The organism is Patescibacteria group bacterium (genome assembly GCA_028711655.1).
Lineage (GTDB): Bacteria > Patescibacteriota > Patescibacteriia > Patescibacteriales > JAQTRU01 > JAQTRU01.
In genome coordinates this window covers 1-4,181 of record JAQTRU010000058.1, presented here as the reverse complement: position 1 = coordinate 4,181, position 4,181 = coordinate 1, and the positions used below count along the sequence as shown (strand labels likewise).

The following is a 4,181-nucleotide window of genomic DNA, read 5'->3' as shown; positions in this document are numbered from 1 at the left end:
CGGCGGGCAGCCCGATATCTAAAGCATGGTCCCTGAGAATCCTTTCGCAAAAAGCGTGGAAAGTCGAAACCCATAAATCAACATAGCCGTAAGGCAGGAGCTTATCTACCCTATCTTCCATTTCTTCGGCGGCTTTATCTGTAAAAGTGACGGCCAGAATCTCTTCGGGCTTGGCTTTACCGGTTTCGATCAAATACCCTAGCCTCTGGGTGATCACCGTTGTTTTGCCCGTACCGGCGCCGGCCACGATCAACAGCGGTCCTCCATTAAAAGTTACGGCCTCTTTCTGCTCTTTGTTCAATTTTTGCAGATCTATCGCCATATCTAATCAATTTTAATTATTTCGCATTCTCTGACTCCGTTCGGAGTAGGAAATTTCACCACATCGCCTTTCTTTTTACCCAAAAGAGAAGCGCCCAAGGACGATTTCAAGGAAATCTTGCCGGCCGTAATATCAGCCTCTTCGGGTTCGACGATCTGATACGTATCGTCGCCGTCTTTCGATTTAAGCCAAACGACGGATCCTATCTGAACCCCGCCCCCCTGCTTCTTTTCTATAACTTGGGCCTGGTTGATAATGTCTTCCAACTGGATAATCCGGCCTTCGATAAACGACTGGTCGTCTTTGGCCGCATGATACCCGGCGTTTTCCTTCAAATCGCCGTGGGCCGCCGAGCTCCGGATCCTTTCTTGCACCTCTTTACGGGCCACCGTTTTGAGGTCAGCCAGTTCTTTCTTCAATTTTTCGAGCCCCTCTGGGGTTAAGTGCTTTGCCATAGTATTCTTCATTTTAGCACGAATAAGCAAAAAATCGCCTCCTGGCGATCTTTAAATCAAAAAACTAAGACTCTTTAGTCGTGGTTATAAATTTCCATCAAGCACTTAGCGCAATCAAAGCTTAAGCGGTATTTCTTGCCCTCATGGACCAAAAACAGCGGTTCCTTGAAGTCTGCCTTGATTCTCCCGGCATCTTTCGGACAAACTCCTAAAAAATACCTTAAACAATGCTTTGTTGTCATCAGCTTTTTACCCTTAACGGCATTCTGCTGTTCGAAAGAATTTTCCAGAACGCGAGCCCCGTGCCTTTCGTAAAATTTACGCGCCAGGGAATTCGCCACGTTAAAGGAATAATCGAGTTCCCGATAAGGATAAGGATGATCTGTTTTTTGGTGAACCACCTTAACCTTGGGATAATTTTCTGTTCTTAATTCGGAAAGCTTAGCGATAACTTCTCTCCGCCAATCGTTCAGGACCGATAACGGTATAAAATACGGCTCCTTGAAATTAAAAGTGAGGTTCCTCGCATAAAAAATAGTCCCGCCCAATTTTGAAAACTGCTGTCGCCAGCTAGCCTCGACAAGCTCTGATTTTTGAGCCAGCTTCTTTTCTGTTTCAAATTCAAGATCGACCATATTTCCGTCTTCGTCTTCAGCCTCAATACCCAACCCCTTCTTTACATCTTTCACCGTAAAATCCACGGCCACGGCCCGCCTGACTCCGCGAACTACTTTTCTTTCAAAAGCCGTGTCCAGGTTCCTGTAAATATCCGTTCCAGGCTTTAACGATAAAAACTTATTGGGGTAGATCTTCCCGTCCTTAACTAAATTGATGTTTGTGCCCACCAAATCACCGTTCTCGTCGAACCAGCACAACCCGTCCGCATTCTTTAAGTCGTTCTCGCGATCCAAAGTGAAATAATCTTTGCCCACCTTGAGCACTTTGCCCATGAGTTTTCCCAAGGATTTCTGGCTGTCCAAAGAAATAATGTCTTTCTGCCGGTTGTGCAAAAAATAATCCGTGTATCCCCGGTTGAATGTCCTGTCTAAATCAGGCTCGAAATCCAAAGAAACCTTACCCGAAGAAGCTCTTTGATACTTGCCGTTGCTTCGGGCGATTATCTTATCCAGCTCTTGACGATATTTGGCAACCACGTTGCCGACATAAACTTCGTCTTTCAAGCGGCCCTCTATTTTGAAAGAATTGACTCCCGCCTCAATCAAATCCTCTAGATTACTGAACAAATTAAGGTCTTTTAACGACAAAAGGAATTTATCTTTAATTAATTTCCGGCCCTGGCTGTCAATCAGCGAAAACGTCAGGCGGCAGGCCTGCATGCATTTTCCCCGATTAGCGCTTCGGCCGCAGAGAGCTTGGCTGAAATAACACCTTCCAGAAAAAGAAACACATAAAGCGCCGTGCACAAAGGCCTCCAGCCCTATTTTGGTTTCTCTTTTAATTTTCCTGATGCGAGCAAGATCGCATTCTCTCGCTAAAATCACCCGTGAAAAACCGGCTTTTTCCAAAAACTTTATCTGTTCAAGATCGTAATTGTGATTCTGGGTGCTGGCAAAAATCGGCAAAGGCGGCAGTTCCATCTCCATAATGCCCATATCCTGGATCATCAAAGCGTCAACGCCTATTTCATAAGCCTTATCAATCGTCTCTTTGACAGACGCTGTTTCTTTATCAAAAAAAATAATGTTAACCGGAAGGTAAACTTTAGCGTAGTACTGGTGGGCAAAATTAACAACCTGGGCAATGTCTTCCCATGAGTTGCCAGCGGCGGATCTGGCGCTGAATTGCGGCCCGCCGATATAGACGGCATCCGCTCCGGCCAAAACCGCCATTTTAGCCGAATTTAAATCTTTAGCCGGAGCCAAAAGCTCAAGTTTGATAGTATTTTTAGGCATTCTAGTTCTTTATTTCCTGGCGGTACGCGACATAAGAATAAACGACGGAAAAAATAGTAGCGGCCAGAATTGGAATCATGACTAAAAAGAAAGCTTGGTCCGGGAAAAACACGCCAAGTACGGCGAGCGAACCCGCAGTTTTAAAAAGCTTTCCGCCGACTTTATGGGTTTTATCCCAAACCACGTCGTTGCTGAGCGTCCAGGGGGTCCTGATGCCGATAAAATAATTCCTTTTAGCCTTTGCCATCAAAAACCCGGAGCAATAAAACAACGCTCCTATAGCCGGAGCCATCAGCTGACCTATATTAAATCTCGCGCCAAGGTTCCAAAAAATAGTCAGCAGGTAAATATAAAATAGGAAAACGACTACCGAGATTATAAACCCATCAAAATATTTTCTGAACTTTTCAATATTGGCCTTCAACGGATCAAGTTTGGGAATGGCCCAGAAAAGCAGAAACATCGCGCAAGAAATCAGCGGCATTAAAAATAGGCCCCAAAATTTGCTGATGTAGCCGTTGACCTCGCCGTTAAACCCCCAGTGCGAAGCCATTCTTTCGGGCATTAAAGGATAAAAATAAACAGCTGCGCCAAAAGACAGCAAGATTATCCCTAAAATTATGATTGAACTTTTTTTCATATTAATCTCCTTTAATTATTATAATTTCCCGAACCACTTCTTGATTTCCTCTAGAGATAACGTCCCTTTCAAGCCCCTGTCCAAATCGGGCGGCGGATCGAGGGCGATAAATCCGGAAACCTTCCCCTGGCCCTCTTCAAAAACAATCCGGTGGGCCAGCATTTTATCCTCTTCGCTGAAAGCGAGCGCTCCTCCCCAAACGCCGAATTCGGTAATCATCACTTCGGGTACGTCATATTTTACGGCCCGGGCTTTAGCCAAAGCAATCATTTCTTGCAGTTGAATATGATAAGAGGCTAGGGAAGCCGCAGGATCCCCTCCCCCAGGCGTCGGATCAAAACCGATGATATCATAGCCGGAAAAATCAACTACCGCCGTTTTTGCGTCGCTACCGGCGGCTTTCCATAAAATCTTCCCGTTATAATATTTCTTCACCTCGGGTAAAATATTTTGGCCCCAAACTGAGGCAGTCGCTTCCCCCAACTTCAAATCGGGCTCATTCATAGGTGAAAACATTTCTACCTGGTATTTTTCTGCTAGCTTAGCGACATCAACTACGATTTTATTGTATTCATCTAAAAATCCGGGCTTACTTGCGATATCGCGCGGGATGGGCTTAGGCTCTCCGCTTTGCCCGTCTATAAATTCGTCTTGATAAAATAACTCAATCACTAAACTTATGCGAATATCATTTTCATAATAGGTTCTTGCCCAATAATCCATACTTTGTTCTACATAACTGAACGGTGCATCGAATTTCACTTCGCCGCGAGAGTTGATTTTAACATTGGGCGCGATGCTCGCAATGTTGGCGCCAGCGTCCTTCAAATCTTCCGGATCAGACATCGATT

Annotated in this window: 5 protein-coding genes; all 5 read right to left on the bottom strand. The window is 45.1% G+C overall.

The window, feature by feature from the left end; all coding sequences use genetic code 11:
• Window positions 1–322: UvrD-helicase domain-containing protein (locus PHQ42_05210; protein ID MDD5072099.1), on the bottom strand; the 322-nt coding region annotated here is incomplete at its 3' end.
• 2 nt (window positions 323–324) lie between these two features.
• Window positions 325–777: a transcription elongation factor GreA gene (gene greA, locus PHQ42_05205; protein ID MDD5072098.1), complete on the bottom strand. Its 453-nt coding sequence runs from the start codon at window positions 775–777 to the stop codon at window positions 325–327.
• A 74-nt stretch (window positions 778–851) separates the two neighbouring features.
• The gene (locus PHQ42_05200; GenBank protein MDD5072097.1) at window positions 852–2,690 is read right to left on the bottom strand and encodes a U32 family peptidase; all 1,839 of its coding nucleotides are present in this window, start codon (window positions 2,688–2,690) and stop codon (window positions 852–854) included.
• A gap of 1 nt (window position 2,691) precedes the next feature.
• Window positions 2,692–3,330, bottom strand: coding sequence for an SdpI family protein (locus PHQ42_05195; protein MDD5072096.1), 639 nt, complete (start codon window positions 3,328–3,330; stop codon window positions 2,692–2,694).
• 18 nt (window positions 3,331–3,348) lie between these two features.
• Window positions 3,349–4,181 (bottom strand): hypothetical protein (locus PHQ42_05190; protein ID MDD5072095.1); only part of this gene is annotated, 833 nt, incomplete at its 5' end.